Below are 14,007 nucleotides of genomic sequence, written 5' to 3'. Positions count from 1 at the left end.
GGAGAATGCGGGGGCGCCGGCGGCGCAATGGTAGTGCCGGACTTATGTCCTTGGCGCGCTGGCGGTTTTGGAGCTTTCCCTTGCCCGAAAGGGGCGGCCCCGCCTAATGTCCCGCCTTTATATCTGATCAGCAGCAGAGGGGCGTTTCGTGATTTCAGATCTCATCGGTTCAGTGAATGGGGTTGTGTGGGGTCCGCCCATGCTCCTGCTGCTGCTTGGCACCGGCCTTTACCTGACCATCGGGCTCGGTTTCATGCCGATCCTGCGCATTCCCTACGCCTTCGGACAGTTGTTCCGCGGCGGCCGGCGCCATGCCGGCGAGGATGGCGACGTCTCCCCGTTCGGCGCCTTGATGACGGCGCTGTCTTCTACCGTCGGCACCGGCAATATCGCGGGCGTCGCGGTGGCGATTGCGATTGGCGGTCCGGGCGCCTTGTTCTGGATGTGGATGACGGCGCTGGTCGGCATGGCGACGAAATACGCCGAAGGCGTGCTCGCCGTTAAATTCAGAGAGATTGACCATGACGGACGCCATGTGGGCGGGCCGATGTATTACATCAAAAACGGTCTCGGAAAAAACTGGATATGGCTTGGCGGGCTGTTCGCGATCTTCGGCATGTTCGCCGCTTTCGGCACCGGCAATTACATTCAGGCGGTGTCGGTCGCCGATGCGCTGAACTCAAGCTATGACGTGCCGATCTGGCTTACCGGCGTCGTGATGATGACGCTTGCGGGCGCCGTTATCCTTGGCGGCATCAAACGCATCGCCAGCGTCGCCGAAAAGCTTGTGCCGACCATGGCGGCGTTTTATTTCATCGGCGGCGTGGTGGTTATCGGCCTCAATATTGGCGGCGTGCCGGATGCGTTCATGCTGGTGATCAAGCGCGCCTTTGGTTTTGATGCGGCGCTGGGCGGCTTTTCCGGCGCTTTGTTGATGCTGGCGATGCAACGCGGCGTTGCGCGCGGCATTTTCTCAAACGAAGCGGGGCAGGGTTCTGCGCCGATCGCCCATGCGGCGGCGAAAAACAAGGACCCGGTCAATCAGGGCGTCATCGCCATGTTGGGCACCTTTATCGACACGATCGTGATCTGTTCGATCACCGGCATCGCGATTTTGGTGACCGGCGTCATTCCGCCGGAATGCAATGCCGTGTCGATCCTGACCAATGATGTGATGCCGGCGATCTGCGATACGGGTCCGCCCATCACCATTTCCGCCTTCGAGTCGGCGCTGCCGGGCATTGGCGGTCACATCGTCACGATTTCGCTCGCGCTGTTCGCCTTCACCACCATTCTCGGCTGGAGCTATTACGGCGAACGCTGCGCGGAATATCTGTTCAGCGAAAAGGCGGTCCTGCCTTACCGTATCGTTTATGTCCTGATCGTGTTCGCCGCGACCATGGTGCTGTATGCGGGCGATGATGTGGATGCGGTGATCAACACGGTCTGGCTCGCCACCGATACGCTCACCGGCATGATGGCGGCGCCGAACCTCGTTGCGCTGCTGATTTTGTCACCGCTTGTGTTCCGCATGACAAACGAATATTTCGCGCGGGAAAAAGCGGAAAAAGCCAAAGGCTGACCTTGCGACGGGACGGGCCCTCAAGACAGTGTGAGGCCCGTCCCGCTTGCGGTTTCCCGCCGGGCGCGGCTATTCTGGCGACGAAACCTCAAGGAGTTCTGGCGGTGAAATTCTGTATTGCGTTTGCAGCGGCGGGACTGACGGCGTTTGCATCAGGCGCCGCTTGCGCCCAGGACGACGTCGCCCAGGGCAGCGTCTATGCGCGCGTCGGCGCCGGCGTCAGTTTCGTCAGCAACTGGGATCAGGATTTCAACTACAACCCGGATGCGGTCTTCATCTCAGCGCCGCCCACCGGTCAGTCCGTTGACACCGGCACGGGCTATACGGGCGTGTTCGCTCTCGGCTTCGACTATGCCGACGGCATCCGCACGGAGCTTGAATATAAATACGCGTCTGCGGATATCGATGCGGTCCTCGTCAACGACACCCTAACGGGGCCGACCCCGGCGGCGACGGTCAATGACAAAATCGTCGGCCATCTGCTGATGGCGAATTTCTATTTCGACTTCGCCAATTCCAGCGCGCTGACGCCTTATATTGGCGGCGGCGTGGGCGGCGCCTTTATCGAAAATGAAAACGCCCAGCGCGACGCCGCGCTCGCCCTGCAGGGCCGGGCGGGGGTGTCGCTGGCCATGGGCGGCGGTTTTTCGACCGACCTTGAATATGTTTATCTGCGCACCAACGAACTAGGCTTTGGTCCGTCGATTGACGATTTCGAACCGGAAGGCCCTTTCGACACCGCGATCACCGGCGAGCGCTATCAGGCGTCTTCGGTGATGGTCTCGGTGCGCAAGTCCTTTTAACGGGTCATGACTCCCGAACTTTATCTCGCCTTTGTCGCCGCGACCGTGTTGTTGATCATCACGCCGGGGCCGGTGGTGGCGCTTGTTGTGGCGACCAGCCTGCGCTGGGGCGCGAAGAACGCGTTCTGGATCATCGCGGGAACGGCGTCATCTTGCGTCCTGCATATGGTGCTGGTGTGTTTCGGCTTGTCGGCGCTGCTGGCGCAGATGGGCGCGGCGCTGTTCTGGATCAAATGGCTTGGCGCGGCCTATCTGTTTTATCTCGGCGTGAAGGCCTTGCGCGAGCGCGCGACGCTGTCGCCTGACGATCTGACGGAAGTGTCCGCGAAATCGCCGCGCCGGCTTTTCGCCGAAGGGTTTTTCGTCGCCTTGTTCAATCCGAAGCCGCTGATTTTTTACGCGGCGTTTTTCCCATTATTTGTTTCCGCCGATGCGCCGGCGCTGCCCCAGCTTGCCTTGCTGGCCGCGACGTTTTTTGTCGTCAGCGTCTTGATCGATTCCGGCTGGGCGCTCACGGCGGCCCGCGCCCGCCCGCTCTTCGCCCGCATCGGGCGCTGGGGCAATCGCGTCACCGGCGGGGTGTTGATCCTGGCGGCGGCCGGCCTCGCCCTGTCGCGGAAGTAGTTTTCCCCCAATCCGACGGCGAAAAGAAAAGCGCTGATGAGCGCATCCGCCGCCTTCAAAACCGGCCCGCCTTGCGCTAGACCACGCGCCGACGATCTCATTCCGCGCGGCACTCGCGCCTGTTCCCAAGGAGATAACCCATGGCCCGCAAGAAAATCGCCCTCATTGGCGCTGGCATGATCGGCGGCACGCTCGCCCATATCGCCGCCCAGAAAGAACTCGGCGATGTTGTTCTGTTCGACATCGCAGAAGGCATCCCCGAAGGCAAAGGCCTCGACATCGCCGAAAGCGCGCCGATTGACGGCTATGACTGCCGCCTCAAAGGCACGCAGGACTATAAAGACATCGCCGGCGCGGATGTGTGCATCGTCACCGCCGGTGTCGCGCGCAAGCCCGGTATGAGCCGCGACGACCTGCTCGGCATCAACCTCAAAGTCATGAAGTCCGTCGGCGAAGGCATCAAGGCGCACGCCCCGAACGCGCTGGTTATCTGCATCACCAACCCGCTCGACGCCATGGTCTGGGCGCTGCAGAAATTTTCCGGCTTGCCCGCGAACAAGGTTGTCGGCATGGCCGGCATTCTCGATTCGGCGCGCTTCCGTTTCTTCCTCGCCGAAGAGTTCAACGTTTCAGTGGAAAGCGTCACCGCCTTCGTGCTCGGCGGCCATGGCGATACTATGGTGCCGCTGGTGCGCTATTCGACCGTCGCCGGCATTCCCTTGCCGGACCTGATTGAGATGGGCTGGACCACGCAAGCCAAGATCGACGCCATTGTCGATCGCACCCGCAAGGGCGGCGGCGAGATTGTCGCGCTCTTGAAGACCGGCTCTGCTTACTACGCCCCGGCGGCGTCGGCGATCCAGATGGCGGAATGCTACATCAAGGACAAGAAACTGGTTGTTCCGTGTGCGGCGCAGTTGAACGGCCAATATGGCCTGAAAGACCTTTATGTGGGCGTGCCGATCGTGCTGGGCGAAGGCGGATGCGAGCGCATCGTCGAGGTCAAGCTGAATGCTGAAGAAAAAGCGATGTTCGACAGCTCCGTCGCGGCCGTCCATGAATTGATGGAAGCCTGCGTCAAGCTCGATCCGAGCCTCGGCTGATATAGCGGCAATACCCCCATATGGGGGTAGTCGGTCGGTGGTGTCGTTACCCCCATATGGGGGGTGTCTTCGGACGCCCCCTTTTCTTTTGCCTGTATTTGCTTGGTTTTTTGCCGCAGAATCATTTTTGCGTTGCGACATTTGTTTTCGGCGGAAACGATTCAAAAACAGTCCGTGCACGGGCGAAATGCGATTCATGCTTAACGCTTTGGTGATTGGCGCGCGCTAATATCAAAATCGTCGCCGAAGCTTTTCCTGGAAAAATTTCAGCCGACATGAGTCATCCGCGAGGGCGTGCAGAAGCAGTCCGTTGAGCGGCGCAAGAATTTTCCGCGAGAAGTCCCCAGAAATCCATCGAAGCATGAGGGTGTGCGTTGATGCCGTTACGACGAAGTCTATTGTCTTTTGGTTTTGCGTCAGCAGCCCTGTGCGCCGCGAATAGCGCGATTGCGCAAACCAGCGGCGACGTGATCTTCAACGGAAGCCTGCTCGATATCTGTATTGTTGCAGTCTCGACGCCGGGAACCATCACGCCAAATGCGAGCTACACGTCGATGTCGAGTGAAAACCCTGGCGGCGGCCGTGGTCTTGCGCTTGTCACCACCACGAGCCTCAATTTCGATCTCGCCATAGATGCGCCAACCACTTTCACATCAATGCCTGTCGGGGGCGATAGCGGTGTTTCCTATGACGCGCTGGTCAGCGCCACCGGCGTCACATCGCTGACGGATGTGGTCGCGGGCGCGCTGTCTTCGCTCGGTCTTGGCGTGACGAACCTGCAAGTCGGCGTGACGGCGACAAAAGGGGCGGGGGTTTTTCCCGCCGGCGCTTATCAAATTCCGGTGACGATCAGATGCGAAGCTTCATAGTCGGTTTCATCGCCCTGTTCGCGGCGGCGCCGGCATGCGCCCAGGCGCTGTCGCCGATGACCGGCGAAGTGAAGACGCACACCAACCGTTTCGCCATGCAGCTCAAGGCGTTCAATCCATATGAAACGGCGCAGCGGTTTCGCCTCGCCATCTATGATGAGCACGGTGAGGTGGCGGGCGATGTGCGCAGCGGCGCGCCGGTGATTTATGTGCCGCCGGGAGAAACGGTTGCGTTTTATGTGTGGGGCGCCGCGCCGGCGCGGCGCCGTCTCAATATCTGTGTGACATCGCCTTATTTTCTGAACGGTGTCGGCGCGCAAATGCGAGGAGAAGTATGCGGAAGATACGACATCGTCCGGGTCGGGCGCTGACGGCGGCGATATTGTGTGTCGCTTCGCCTGCCTTCGGGCAGGAGGCGCCCTATTATTATCCCCCTTATGCGCCGCCTTCGCAAAGCTCGGTGTACAACCAGAACAGCGTCTATCTTCCGACCGCGCCATCGGTCAGCGGCCAGGACATGGTGCGCGGCGCCGGCGGGGTGACCTGTCAGAGCGCGGTGGCGAGCGGCGGCGCTTATGTGGATGTCGGCCTGATCGGCGCGCAGGATGTGTTCAACCGCGACACCGCAGCTCTTTACGGGCGGGTTGTTGTCCCTCTTGGCAAGCGGCCTGACCGGCCCGATTGCACTAAGCTTTACGAGATGGAGCTGGCGCGGATGCAGATGGAGCTCGATCTGATGCGGATGGGCCTGCCGGATTTTGGCGGGCCGCCGTCGCCGCCGTCGCCGGTGAGCGCTGAAGAAGACAAGCCGCTGGGAACACCGACGATCATCGGCCCTGCCGGCGCCGGCATAGATGCAAAGGGGGCGGAGGAAGCGGCGTCCCCGGCTGAGCCGCAATCAATGCCTGCCTCGCCTGCGCCGCGGATAAAACCGGAACGCGAAGGCGCGAACATATCTTATCTCAGCATGCTCCGCCCGTAAGCGCGTTAGCGGCGCCCGCTGTAAAAGCCTTGGGTATAGCGCCGCGACGGATAGGGAACGCCGGAATAAAAGCCCTGGGTGCGCAGATGGCGAATTCGCCGCCAGGGGCGCTGCTTGATGATCACCACCACATCCTGACTGACCGCAGCCGGTTCGCCGCCCAGCAACGCGCTGTCGTCAAAGGCGGGCGCTTTTTGCGCCGGGCCCTTGAACAGATGTACGCCGTTGATCTCTTCAAAGCTGACGCCCGGGCCCATCGCCCCCTGTTCTGACTTGCTGTCCAGCGTCAGCAGACGTGCGCCGGGATGCGCCATGGCGCCGGTGCTGACGGCGAGGGCCGCCAGGCCTGCAACAATTGCTGAAACCCGCATCGCATACTCCACCTAAACTACATGAGTCATGCTGCGCTTCAGGCTGCGCCGGTGCAAGCGGCTGCTCGGGTTGAAGCGAGCATTTGATCGCCGGGCGGCGCCTTCTGCGTGTGTCATGCGGCGGGCCTTCGCCTCAAAAGCGAACGGCAGGCGTGGCGAAGCCGCCCCGCATCAGGCTAGAAGGCTGGCGATGAAGTTTCTCTACTCACACCGCACCCGCGCCGCCGACGGCCAATGGGTTCATATTTCGGCGCTGACGGCGGCGCTCGGCGCACGCGGCCATGATGTGGTTTTGTGCGGGCCGGGTGATCTGCGCGAGAAAAAACTCGATGCCGAAGACCGGCGCGGGCTGAAGGCGCTGCTGCCTGCGGCGCTCTATGAATGTGCGGAGTTTGGTTATTCCATTCCCGCCTATCGGCGCCTGATGGTCGCCGCGCGCGCGAGCGCGCCGGAGATACTCTATGAGCGCTACAATCTTTTTTCACGCCGGGGTCTGGGCCAAGCGCAAGCTTGGCTTGCCGATGCTGCTTGAGGTGAATGCGCCGCTGGCGCGCGAGCGCGCCGCGCACGGAAAGCTCGCGCTCAAAAAACTGGCGCGCGACGATGAAGCGGCGATCTGGCGCGCCGCCGACATGGTGCTGCCCGTCAGCGAGGCGCTGGCGGAGCAGGTCCGGGCGGCGGGCGTGGCGCCGGAACGGATCGAAGTCATTCACAATGGCGTCGATGAGGCGTTTCTGGCGCCGGCAGACCCGGAAACAGTGCGGGCGCGCCATGGGCTTGAAGGAAAGCTGGTGCTTGGTTTCACCGGCTTTGTCCGCGAGTGGCACGGGCTCGACCGGGCTGTACGATTTTTGGCGAGCGAACCGGGCGACCACCTGCATTTGCTGATCGTCGGCGACGGGCCGGCGCGCGCCGGGCTGGAAGCGCTGGCGAGCGAGTTGGGCGTCCGCGATCGCATGCACCTCACCGGCGTCGTGCAGCGCGCCGCCATGCCCGCTTATGTGGCGGCCTTCGACATCGCCCTGCAGCCTGCTGTGGTCGACTACGCCTCGCCATTGAAGCTGTTTGAATATATGGCGCAGGGCAAAGCCGTCATTGCGCCGGATCAGGGCAATATCAGGGAAGTGCTGACGGATGGCGCCGATGCGCTGCTGTTTGCGGCGGACGGATTTGAAAAAGCGTTGCGCGCCCTTGCGGCGGATGCGGCCTTGCGCGACAGGTTGGGCGCCGCTGCGCGAGAAACGCTTGTCGCCCGCGACTTCACCTGGGCCGGCAATGCAAGGCGCGTGGAAGCGATCGCCGAGAAGTTGAAAGGAGCGCGCCCATGAGCATCCGCATCGAAACCGAACGACTTGTCTTGCGGCCGCTCGCGCCGGGCGACTGCGACGCGCATATCGCCATGATGCAGGAGCCTCTGGTTGCGGCGAGCCTGGCGCCGGAAGGCAAGCCGCAGCCGCGCCCGGATCTGTGGCGTCAGTTCGCCTCTTATCTGGGGCACTGGGAGATTCTGCGGCTTCGGCTGGTTCTCGGTCGAGGAAAAGGCGAGCGGCGACTGGATCGGCCGCGTCGGTCCCTGGATGCCCGAAGGCTGGCCCGGTCTTGAATGCGGCTGGACCATCCACCCCGCCTATTGGGGGCAGGGCTACGCGCCCGAAGCCGCGATCGGCGCGATCAACTGGACCTTTCATCAGTTCCCGGAGCTTCCGCGCATCATTTCCAGCATCGACCCCTCCAACGCCAACAGCCAGGCGGTCGCCGCCAAAATCGGCGAGACGAAAACAGGCGAGGTCTTCGAGTTCGCGGGCTACAAGCTCGACATCTGGGCGGCGGAGCGCCAGGCCTGGTTGTCCCGGTTCGGATGAATTTTCCGGCAGCGCGAAATTTTCACTTGAAATCCCCCGCATTTTGACGATTTGATTTCCTCGCCGTCGAGCCGTTCGAACGCGCCGGTCGCAATCGCGGCCGATCTGGAGATTGCGTGCTGTCGCACGCGGGGCTGCCGTCCCATTTGTCCGGCTTGGAGACCATCTTGAGATGATGCTTGTTCCGACATACGTCGCCCCGAGCGACGTCGAAGGCGTTGGCGTTTTTACGAGCGAACCGATCAAAAAAGGCGCCTTGATCTGGCGGTACGAACCAGACTTCGACCGTCTTGTCCCGGCGTCGTGGCTTAGCGAGCAGACGCCCATGATGCAGGAGTTCCTGTGCAAATACGCCTATCCGGCGCATGACCAGCCGGACATGCTGGTCATCGAAATCGACAATGGCCGGTTCATGAACCACACCCTTGAGCCCAACACGAATTTCACAAAAGTGATCGAGGGCTACGCCACCCGCGACATCGCTGCGGGCGAGGAGCTGTTGTGCAACTATAACGAATTCGATCCGGAATTCGCGCTGTTGCCGTCAATGGTCGCAGCCTTCGCGCAGGCGAAAACAAACTCTCTGGCAAACGGTCACGCCGACCACTAGGGAAGTTACCGGTTGACCTTCGCGCGCTAACGCCGATCATGATCGGTGAACGCCAGCGAGGGGACTACCCATGACAAACAAAAACGTCGCCATCCTGGCGACGGCGGGAATTCTTTTTTCACGGCCGCGGCGGCGCAGGATGCGCCGCCGCCGGCTCCTTCCCTAACCGCGACACAGGCCCGCACTGTCGATCAGTTGATCGATGCAGGCCTGAAAGACGATCTCGCATGGGAGATCGTTGAAAGCGTGACGACGGAGGTCGGGCCGCGCCTTGCGGGTTCGGCGCAGGAGGCGCGGGCGCGCCAATGGGCGCCGCCAAGCTGAAAAGCCTCGGCTTTAAAAATGTCCGCATCGAAACCTACCAGATGCCCTATTGGGCGCGGGTGTCGGAGGCGGCGGAGATTGTCTCGCCTTTCGCGCAACCGCTGGCGGTGACGGCGCTGGGCGGCTCCAGCGCAACGCCGGAAGGCGGCGTGACAGCGGAAATCGTGCGCTTCGGCACGCTGCCGGAGTTGCAGGCGGCGCCGGAAACCGGATTTGAAGGCAAGATCATTTTTGTCGACGAGCCGATGGCGCGCACCCAGGACGGGTCGGGCTATGGAACGGCGGTCCGCAAGCGCGGGGCGGCGGCGGGCGAAGCGGAAAAGCGCGGCGCCGTGGCGGTGCTGATCCGTTCGGTCGGCACGGATAGTCACCGCAACCCTCATACGGGCGGCGCGATGCGCGCCCCGGCGCTGACTCCGGTTCCGATCGCTGCGCTCTCCAACCCGGATGCGGATCAGTTGGCGCGGGCGATGGAGCGCGCTGACGTTCCGGTCACCGTCCGCCTTGATGTGCAGGTGGAGACGGCTGCAAGCGTTGAGTCCGGCAATGTGATTGGCGAGATCCCCGGCAAGACCGATGAATTGATCGTGATTGGCGGCCATCTCGACAGTTGGGATCTTGGCACCGGCGCGATTGACGACGGCGCCGGGATCGCCATCACCATGGCGGCGGCGAAGCTTGTCGATGAGCTTAAGGGCAAGCCGACGCGCACCATTCGCGTCGTCATGTGGGGCGCGGAAGAGGTCGGCATTTTTGGCGGCGCGGCCTACGCCAAAGCCCATGCGGACGAGATCGACAAACACATCATCGCGGCGGAGTCCGATTTCGGCGCCGGTCCGGTCTATCGCTTCGACACTGCTTTTGCGGACGAAGCCTTGCCCAAGGCGGATGCGTTTGAACGCGCGCTGCGGCGGCTGGCGATTATCCCCGGCGACAACAACGCCTTTGGCGGCGCCGACATCACCCCGATCCGGCGCATGGGCGTGCCCGTGGTTTCGCTGCGCCAGGACGGGACCGACTATTTCGATCTCCATCACACGCCGGACGATACGCTCGACAAAATTGATCCGGAGGCGCTTCGCCAGAATGTTGCCGCCTGGGCGGCTTTCATCTATATGGCGTCGGAGATGGAAGGCGATTTCGGCCGCCTGCCGGTCGCCGGGCAATGATTATTTAACCGGCGTGGCTGGCTGCTTCGGCGACGCGTTTCAATTCGGCGAGGCTTTGCTCGGATGCGGGGCCAAGCGCCGGCTCGGCGAAATAGCTCGCATAGGTCCAGAACGGCTTTAGGAGAAACGGCGCCTCGTCGCGCAGGTTGGAATCGAAAGACCAGACCACCCGCACCGCGCCATCGGGTTCAGGCAGCAAGGTGAACGCGCTGTCGGCTTCACCGAGATCCGCGAGATTGGTGCGCGTCACCAGTCGCGCCGGCTCGGCGATGGCGACAATCTCCTGCGTCATGCGGGCGGGCGGGAGATACGCGGCTTTCACTTCCAGCATTTGCCCGACGCCTTCGCCGCTGGTGTGGTAATCCGCCTGCGGACCAATTTGCGCAAGCGGCGTCCAGTCTTTCCAGCTTTTGAAATCGCTGAGCAGGGCGAAGATTGTTTCGGCCGGGGCGTCGATGATGATTTCGCGCTCAACATAGGCGCGGTCGGGCAAAACATAGCCAAGGGCGAACAGGGCGGCGAATGTCGCGCCTGCGCCTTGTAGAATGCGCTTGAGAATGCGTCCCGCCATCGCCTCACCTCCCCATGTGTGAGCCCCAACTGAGCGATGAAAAGGTTAACAGGGCGGGCCGGGCGAGTCACCGGTTTCCGCATCGCAGGCCGGCTCGTCGGATTCTCACAAGGAGAAGAAGGGCTTGCGGGGCGCAGGGCGCGCCAATAAAAAACGGGACCCGACGGGTCCCGTTCTGAATTTCGCAATTAGGCGGCGCTTAGGCTTTTTTGGCTTTCGCGCCTTTGCCTTTGCCCTTGGCGCGGTGATCGACCTTTTCGGTGATCCGGGCCGACTTGCCGCGACGGTCGCGCAAATAATACAGCTTGGCGCGGCGCACTTTACCGCGGCGCACGACGTCGATGGAATCGACCAGCGGCGAATAGACCGGAAAGACGCGCTCGACGCCTTCGCCGAAGGAAATCTTGCGGACGGTGAAGCTCTCATTGAGGCCGCCGCCGGTGCGCGCAATGCAGACGCCTTCAAAGGCCTGAATGCGTTCGCGTTCGCCTTCCTTGACCTTGACGTTCACTTTGACAGTGTCGCCCGGCGCAAATTCGGGAATGGTTTTGCCGAGTTCGGCGATATGCTCTTGCTCGAGCTGCTCGATGATGTTCATCGCTTCGGTTCCTTGTTGTTGTCGCGCCGGATAGGACCGTTAGATGAAAACCTCTCCCAGAGGTCCGGTCGTCGCGTCCGCGTTATTGCTTCGGCCTGCTTGCGCCGCCAGTCAGCGATTTTCTGATGATCGCCTGACAACAGCACATCCGGGATGGCCCGGCCCTCGAATTCTCTCGGGCGGGTATATTGGGGGTATTCCAATAGGCCGCCTTCAAAGCTTTCCTCCCCGAGGGAGGAAGCCGAGCCCAATACCCCCGGAATGAGCCGGACGCAAGCCTCAGTCAGGGCCATGGCGGCGATTTCGCCCCCGGCGAGCACGAAATCCCCGATTGAGACCTCTTCGACGTCTCTGGCCTCGAAAATCCGCTCATCCAGGCCCTCAAACCGGCCGCACAGCGCGATCAGGCCGGGCCCCTCGGACAGGGCCTGCGCCCGGGCCTGGGTCAGCGGGGCGCCTCTGGGCGAAAGGCAGAGAATTGGCCGGTCGTTTCGGGGCACGCTGTCGATCGCGGCGGCCAGCAAATCCGCCCGCATGACGAGCCCGGGCCCGCCGCCGGCCGGGGTGTCGTCCACCGAGCCGTATTTATTGTCGGAAAAATCCCGGATATTGACCGTATCCAGCGCCCACATGCCCTCCGCCGCCGCCCGTCCGAGGATCGAGGCGTCGAGCGGGCCCGGAAACAGCTCCGGATAAAGGGTGAGGATGGTCGCCTGCCACATAATGGGCGTCAGATGGCATGCGGGCGGGAGCGAGGCAAGCGCGGCCGCGCCGTTCGGCGCGCAAGCTAGGAGGCGAGCGCCGGTTCTGCGCGGGCACGCTCAGATACGCGCGAGGAGAGTTCCGCAACCAGCGCCGGGATCGCCGCGAACGCGGCTTCCTTCGACGCGCGGTGGCGCTCGTCGCGGAACTCCTGATATTCGATGCCGATATGGCGGATGTGATCGACGCCAAGATATTTCGCGCAAGTCCGGATATGCGGCACAAGGTGCCCGGCGCTTTCGTTAAGCCCGCCCGGCGCGAAGCCGAATTCTCCGCTCGACGTCAGCACCGCAAGCATTTTGCCGTTTAAAATGGGTTCGAGCGGCCGGTCGCCGCGCGCGAGGTCGAATGTGAATGTCTTGTTGATGCGGATCACCTGATCGAACCACGCCTTCAGGGCGGCGGGCATGCCGTAATTATACATCGGCGTTGCGATGATAATGATGTCGGCGGCTTCAAGCTCACTGATCAACTCGTCCGATAGTTTCAGCGCGGCTTTTTGGTCCTCGCTGCGCTCGCCCTTTTCGAACGCGGCGGCGAGGAAGGTTTCCGACAGCGCCGGCGGAGGTGCGACGCCGACATCGCGGACGATCAGCCGGTCTTGAGGTCGCTGGGCGCTCCATTCATCGACAAAGCGGTCGGCGAGGGCGCGGGTCAGGGAGGATGATGTGTTGGCGCTGGCGTCCAGTCTCAAAAGCGTGGGCATGTAGCGGCTCCTGTCTTCAGCCGGGGCGGCGCCCGGTTCTGTATGATGGTTCGAAAATCTCTTTTCATCTGGTGAAACCAATAATTGTTATTAAAATCAGCGCACTACAAAGGAAAAATAATCATCGATAGATGAATAAAAATCATCTATAAATTGGCCATGTTCGGGAAAATGCCATCGCCGTCGGCGCTGCGCACATTTGAGGCGGCGGCGCGCCTTGGCAGCTTCAAAGTCGCCGCTGAGGAATTGGGGGTGACGCCGACAGCGGTGTCGCATCAGGTGCGCGGGCTTGAAGAGGCGCTGGGGATTGCGCTGTTTGCGCGCCGCCCGCGCGCGGTCGCTCTGACCCAGTCCGGCGAGGTTTTGGCGGCCGCCGTCGGCAGCGGCCTGTTGCAGATCAGGCAGGCGCTGGAGCGCATCGCGGCGGCGCAGACCACGCTTACGGTGACAACGACGCCGGCCTTCGCCGCGTTGCGGCTCGCGCCGCATCTGCCGGCGTTTTATGCGCGCCATCCGGAGATCAGCGTGCAATTGCTCACCGGCGCCGAGCCGGTGGATTTGCGCCGGGAGCGGCAGGTCGACATTGCGATCCGCTACGGAGGCGGTCCGTATCCGGATCTTCATGCGGCTGCGTTGCTGGGCGAGACGTTCGGCGTTTACGGCGCGCCCGGATTGATTGAAACGATTCGTTCTTTCCAGGACGCGCTGCTGCTGGCTACGCGCTGGCGGCGGCCGGTTTTGAAACATGTCTCCTGGGAGCATTGGCTTGCCGCCGCTGGCGAAGTGGCGCCGACGCCGGACTTGAACGTCATGATGTTTGACGAGGAATATTACGCGCTTCAGGCCGCCATCGCCGGACAGGGGCTGGTGCTGGCGAGCTCCGCGCTGGCCGGCGACATGGTGGCGCGAAGGCTGCTTGCGCCATATCGCTCGGAAATCCGCCTTCAAGGCGCGGAATATGTCGCTCTATGCCTGCCGGAGCGTTTTGAGGTGAAACGCGTTCGCGATTTTATGCGCTGGCTGCAGGCGCATTTGAATAAGGCTGAATAGCGCGTCGGCGGGCTCTTGTCG

The 14,007-nt window shown here is 62.3% G+C and carries 18 protein-coding genes and 1 pseudogene; 14 read left to right on the top strand and 5 right to left on the bottom strand.

From position 1 onward, the window contains the following. Positions 1 to 199 precede the first annotated feature (199 nt). The 7 genes from AC0L8G_RS01565 (at position 200) to AC0L8G_RS01535 (ending at position 5,963) form a co-directional block, all read left to right on the top strand. The gene (locus AC0L8G_RS01565) at positions 200 to 1,582 is read left to right on the top strand and encodes an alanine/glycine:cation symporter family protein (RefSeq protein WP_473388933.1); all 1,383 of its coding nucleotides are present in this window, start codon (positions 200 to 202) and stop codon (positions 1,580 to 1,582) included. A gap of 104 nt (positions 1,583 to 1,686) precedes the next feature. Beyond that, positions 1,687 to 2,385, top strand: a complete 699-nt coding sequence (locus tag AC0L8G_RS01560; RefSeq protein ID WP_473386228.1) for an outer membrane protein — start codon at positions 1,687 to 1,689, stop codon at positions 2,383 to 2,385. Between the two features lie 6 nt (positions 2,386 to 2,391). Then, positions 2,392 to 3,009: a LysE family translocator gene (locus tag AC0L8G_RS01555; RefSeq protein WP_473386227.1), complete on the top strand. Its 618-nt coding sequence runs from the start codon at positions 2,392 to 2,394 to the stop codon at positions 3,007 to 3,009. A gap of 140 nt (positions 3,010 to 3,149) precedes the next feature. After that, entirely contained in the window at positions 3,150 to 4,112 is a 963-nt protein-coding gene (mdh, locus tag AC0L8G_RS01550; protein WP_473386226.1) for a malate dehydrogenase, read from the top strand. Between the two features lie 377 nt (positions 4,113 to 4,489). After that, positions 4,490 to 4,981, top strand: a complete 492-nt coding sequence (locus tag AC0L8G_RS01545) for a hypothetical protein (RefSeq protein ID WP_473386225.1) — start codon at positions 4,490 to 4,492, stop codon at positions 4,979 to 4,981. Further along, entirely contained in the window at positions 4,966 to 5,352 is a 387-nt protein-coding gene (locus AC0L8G_RS01540) for a hypothetical protein (RefSeq protein ID WP_473386224.1), read from the top strand. The genes AC0L8G_RS01545 and AC0L8G_RS01540 overlap by 16 nt, the downstream gene beginning before the upstream one ends. Beyond that, positions 5,316 to 5,963 (top strand): hypothetical protein, encoded by a 648-nt coding sequence (locus AC0L8G_RS01535; RefSeq protein ID WP_473386223.1) that lies wholly within the window; start codon positions 5,316 to 5,318, stop codon positions 5,961 to 5,963. Before AC0L8G_RS01540 ends, AC0L8G_RS01535 begins: the two co-directional genes overlap by 37 nt. A gap of 5 nt (positions 5,964 to 5,968) precedes the next feature. Here AC0L8G_RS01535 and AC0L8G_RS01530 read toward each other — a convergent pair whose 3' ends face one another. After that, positions 5,969 to 6,334, bottom strand: coding sequence for a hypothetical protein (locus AC0L8G_RS01530; RefSeq protein WP_473386222.1), 366 nt, complete (start codon positions 6,332 to 6,334; stop codon positions 5,969 to 5,971). A 190-nt stretch (positions 6,335 to 6,524) separates the two neighbouring features. Between AC0L8G_RS01530 and AC0L8G_RS01525 the strand changes: the two genes are divergently transcribed. The 6 genes and pseudogenes from AC0L8G_RS01525 to AC0L8G_RS01500 all read left to right on the top strand — a co-directional run bounded on the left by AC0L8G_RS01525 (position 6,525) and on the right by AC0L8G_RS01500 (position 10,299). Further along, a complete protein-coding gene (locus tag AC0L8G_RS01525) occupies positions 6,525 to 6,866 on the top strand; it encodes a hypothetical protein (protein ID WP_473386221.1) in 342 nt (113 codons plus the stop codon). Continuing rightward, complete coding sequence (locus tag AC0L8G_RS01520) at positions 6,796 to 7,662, top strand: glycosyltransferase family 4 protein (protein ID WP_473386220.1); 867 nt, start codon at positions 6,796 to 6,798, stop codon at positions 7,660 to 7,662. The genes AC0L8G_RS01525 and AC0L8G_RS01520 overlap by 71 nt, the downstream gene beginning before the upstream one ends. Further along, entirely contained in the window at positions 7,659 to 7,937 is a 279-nt protein-coding gene (locus tag AC0L8G_RS01515; RefSeq protein WP_473388949.1) for a GNAT family N-acetyltransferase, read from the top strand. The genes AC0L8G_RS01520 and AC0L8G_RS01515 overlap by 4 nt, the downstream gene beginning before the upstream one ends. Next, complete coding sequence (locus AC0L8G_RS01510; protein WP_473388931.1) at positions 7,822 to 8,196, top strand: GNAT family N-acetyltransferase; 375 nt, start codon at positions 7,822 to 7,824, stop codon at positions 8,194 to 8,196. The genes AC0L8G_RS01515 and AC0L8G_RS01510 overlap by 116 nt, the downstream gene beginning before the upstream one ends. A 172-nt stretch (positions 8,197 to 8,368) precedes the next feature. Continuing rightward, the gene (locus tag AC0L8G_RS01505) at positions 8,369 to 8,806 is read left to right on the top strand and encodes an SET domain-containing protein (RefSeq protein WP_473386219.1); all 438 of its coding nucleotides are present in this window, start codon (positions 8,369 to 8,371) and stop codon (positions 8,804 to 8,806) included. Positions 8,807 to 9,001: 195 nt separating this feature from the next. After that, positions 9,002 to 10,299: pseudogene (locus AC0L8G_RS01500) on the top strand (M20/M25/M40 family metallo-hydrolase). Between the two features lie 4 nt (positions 10,300 to 10,303). On the opposite strand, the gene AC0L8G_RS01495 reads toward AC0L8G_RS01500, so the two are convergent. The 4 genes from AC0L8G_RS01495 to AC0L8G_RS01480 form a co-directional block, all read right to left on the bottom strand. Then, positions 10,304 to 10,870: an SRPBCC family protein gene (locus AC0L8G_RS01495; RefSeq protein WP_473386218.1), complete on the bottom strand. Its 567-nt coding sequence runs from the start codon at positions 10,868 to 10,870 to the stop codon at positions 10,304 to 10,306. Between the two features lie 199 nt (positions 10,871 to 11,069). Continuing rightward, positions 11,070 to 11,468, bottom strand: coding sequence for a 50S ribosomal protein L19 (rplS, locus tag AC0L8G_RS01490; protein WP_473386217.1), 399 nt, complete (start codon positions 11,466 to 11,468; stop codon positions 11,070 to 11,072). Then, positions 11,465 to 12,190, bottom strand: a complete 726-nt coding sequence (gene trmD / locus AC0L8G_RS01485; protein ID WP_473386216.1) for a tRNA (guanosine(37)-N1)-methyltransferase TrmD — start codon at positions 12,188 to 12,190, stop codon at positions 11,465 to 11,467. The genes rplS and trmD overlap by 4 nt, the downstream gene beginning before the upstream one ends. A 65-nt stretch (positions 12,191 to 12,255) precedes the next feature. After that, complete coding sequence (locus AC0L8G_RS01480; protein ID WP_473386215.1) at positions 12,256 to 12,936, bottom strand: FMN-dependent NADH-azoreductase; 681 nt, start codon at positions 12,934 to 12,936, stop codon at positions 12,256 to 12,258. Positions 12,937 to 13,095: 159 nt separating this feature from the next. Here AC0L8G_RS01480 and AC0L8G_RS01475 point away from each other — a divergent pair, with 159 nt between their 5' ends. Further along, positions 13,096 to 13,986, top strand: a complete 891-nt coding sequence (locus AC0L8G_RS01475) for a LysR substrate-binding domain-containing protein (RefSeq protein ID WP_473386214.1) — start codon at positions 13,096 to 13,098, stop codon at positions 13,984 to 13,986. Positions 13,987 to 14,007 lie beyond the last annotated feature (21 nt).

This window comes from Hyphococcus sp. D3-15 (assembly GCF_055809375.1).
This window is presented reverse-complemented; position numbering and strand designations above follow the sequence as displayed.

Bases quoted from the DNA above. Each gene is read 5' to 3' on its own strand.
- AC0L8G_RS01565 (WP_473388933.1), top strand. From the start codon at position 200: ATGCTCCTGCTGCTGCTTGGCACCGGCCTTTACCTGACCATCGGGCTC.
- AC0L8G_RS01555 (WP_473386227.1), top strand. From the start codon at position 2,392: ATGACTCCCGAACTTTATCTCGCCTTTGTCGCCGCGACCGTGTTGTTG.
- mdh (WP_473386226.1), top strand. From the start codon at position 3,150: ATGGCCCGCAAGAAAATCGCCCTCATTGGCGCTGGCATGATCGGCGGC.
- AC0L8G_RS01545 (WP_473386225.1), top strand. From the start codon at position 4,490: ATGCCGTTACGACGAAGTCTATTGTCTTTTGGTTTTGCGTCAGCAGCC.
- AC0L8G_RS01540 (WP_473386224.1), top strand. From the start codon at position 4,966: ATGCGAAGCTTCATAGTCGGTTTCATCGCCCTGTTCGCGGCGGCGCCG.
- AC0L8G_RS01535 (WP_473386223.1), top strand. From the start codon at position 5,316: ATGCGGAAGATACGACATCGTCCGGGTCGGGCGCTGACGGCGGCGATA.
- AC0L8G_RS01530 (WP_473386222.1), bottom strand. From the start codon at position 6,334: ATGCGGGTTTCAGCAATTGTTGCAGGCCTGGCGGCCCTCGCCGTCAGC.
- AC0L8G_RS01525 (WP_473386221.1), top strand. From the start codon at position 6,525: ATGAAGTTTCTCTACTCACACCGCACCCGCGCCGCCGACGGCCAATGG.
- AC0L8G_RS01520 (WP_473386220.1), top strand. From the start codon at position 6,796: ATGAGCGCTACAATCTTTTTTCACGCCGGGGTCTGGGCCAAGCGCAAG.
- AC0L8G_RS01515 (WP_473388949.1), top strand. From the start codon at position 7,659: ATGAGCATCCGCATCGAAACCGAACGACTTGTCTTGCGGCCGCTCGCG.
- AC0L8G_RS01505 (WP_473386219.1), top strand. From the start codon at position 8,369: ATGATGCTTGTTCCGACATACGTCGCCCCGAGCGACGTCGAAGGCGTT.
- AC0L8G_RS01495 (WP_473386218.1), bottom strand. From the start codon at position 10,870: ATGGCGGGACGCATTCTCAAGCGCATTCTACAAGGCGCAGGCGCGACA.
- rplS (WP_473386217.1), bottom strand. From the start codon at position 11,468: ATGAACATCATCGAGCAGCTCGAGCAAGAGCATATCGCCGAACTCGGC.
- trmD (WP_473386216.1), bottom strand. From the start codon at position 12,190: ATGTGGCAGGCGACCATCCTCACCCTTTATCCGGAGCTGTTTCCGGGC.
- AC0L8G_RS01480 (WP_473386215.1), bottom strand. From the start codon at position 12,936: ATGCCCACGCTTTTGAGACTGGACGCCAGCGCCAACACATCATCCTCC.
- AC0L8G_RS01475 (WP_473386214.1), top strand. From the start codon at position 13,096: ATGTTCGGGAAAATGCCATCGCCGTCGGCGCTGCGCACATTTGAGGCG.